Source organism: Actinocrinis puniceicyclus, from assembly GCF_018283645.1.
GTDB lineage: Bacteria > Actinomycetota > Actinomycetes > Streptomycetales > Catenulisporaceae > Actinocrinis > Actinocrinis puniceicyclus.
This window is the reverse complement of the sequence record NZ_JAGSXH010000411.1, coordinates 1-371: the sequence shown is the minus strand read 5'-3', so window position 1 is coordinate 371 and position 371 is coordinate 1. Positions and strand designations below refer to the sequence as shown.

1 protein-coding gene and 1 pseudogene are annotated in these 371 nt (G+C 66.6%); one reads left to right on the top strand and one right to left on the bottom strand.

From position 1 onward, the window contains the following. Positions 1-181 (top strand): annotated as a pseudogene (locus KGA66_RS29535) (hypothetical protein); the annotation flags it as partial. On the opposite strand, the gene KGA66_RS29530 reads toward KGA66_RS29535, so the two are convergent. Further along, positions 174-371: hypothetical protein (locus KGA66_RS29530; RefSeq protein WP_211472946.1), on the bottom strand; the 198-nt coding region annotated here is incomplete at its 5' end. The pseudogene KGA66_RS29535 and the gene KGA66_RS29530 sit on opposite strands and share 8 nt — an antisense overlap.

The following is a 371-nucleotide window of genomic DNA, read 5'->3' as shown; positions in this document are numbered from 1 at the left end:
GCGGCTCCTGATCGCCCACACGCTCGGGAGGCTGACCCGCAAGCGGTCGCTGAACCCCAAGCGCAGGCACCGCAGCTTCCCGCGCGTGGTGAAACGCGCCAGGCGCAACTCCTGGCGGGTCAAACGCCAAGGCCTCGAAGTTAAGGATTCCGGGTGCTTGTCCAGTTTCTGGCTCATGTGAGCTGGTAGGTCGCTGGGCTGGTCTTCGTCAGGTAGCCGAGTCTTGACCAGGTGGACATTTGGGCGCAGAAGCTGTTCAAGCCCGTCTCCTCGGTGATGTCGAAGGCTCGGGCGAGGTCGCGGGCCCGCCATGGTTGACCGGGCCGGGTGCCCATGAGTTGGGGGACGGCTGCTCGGCGACCTGGCGGCCG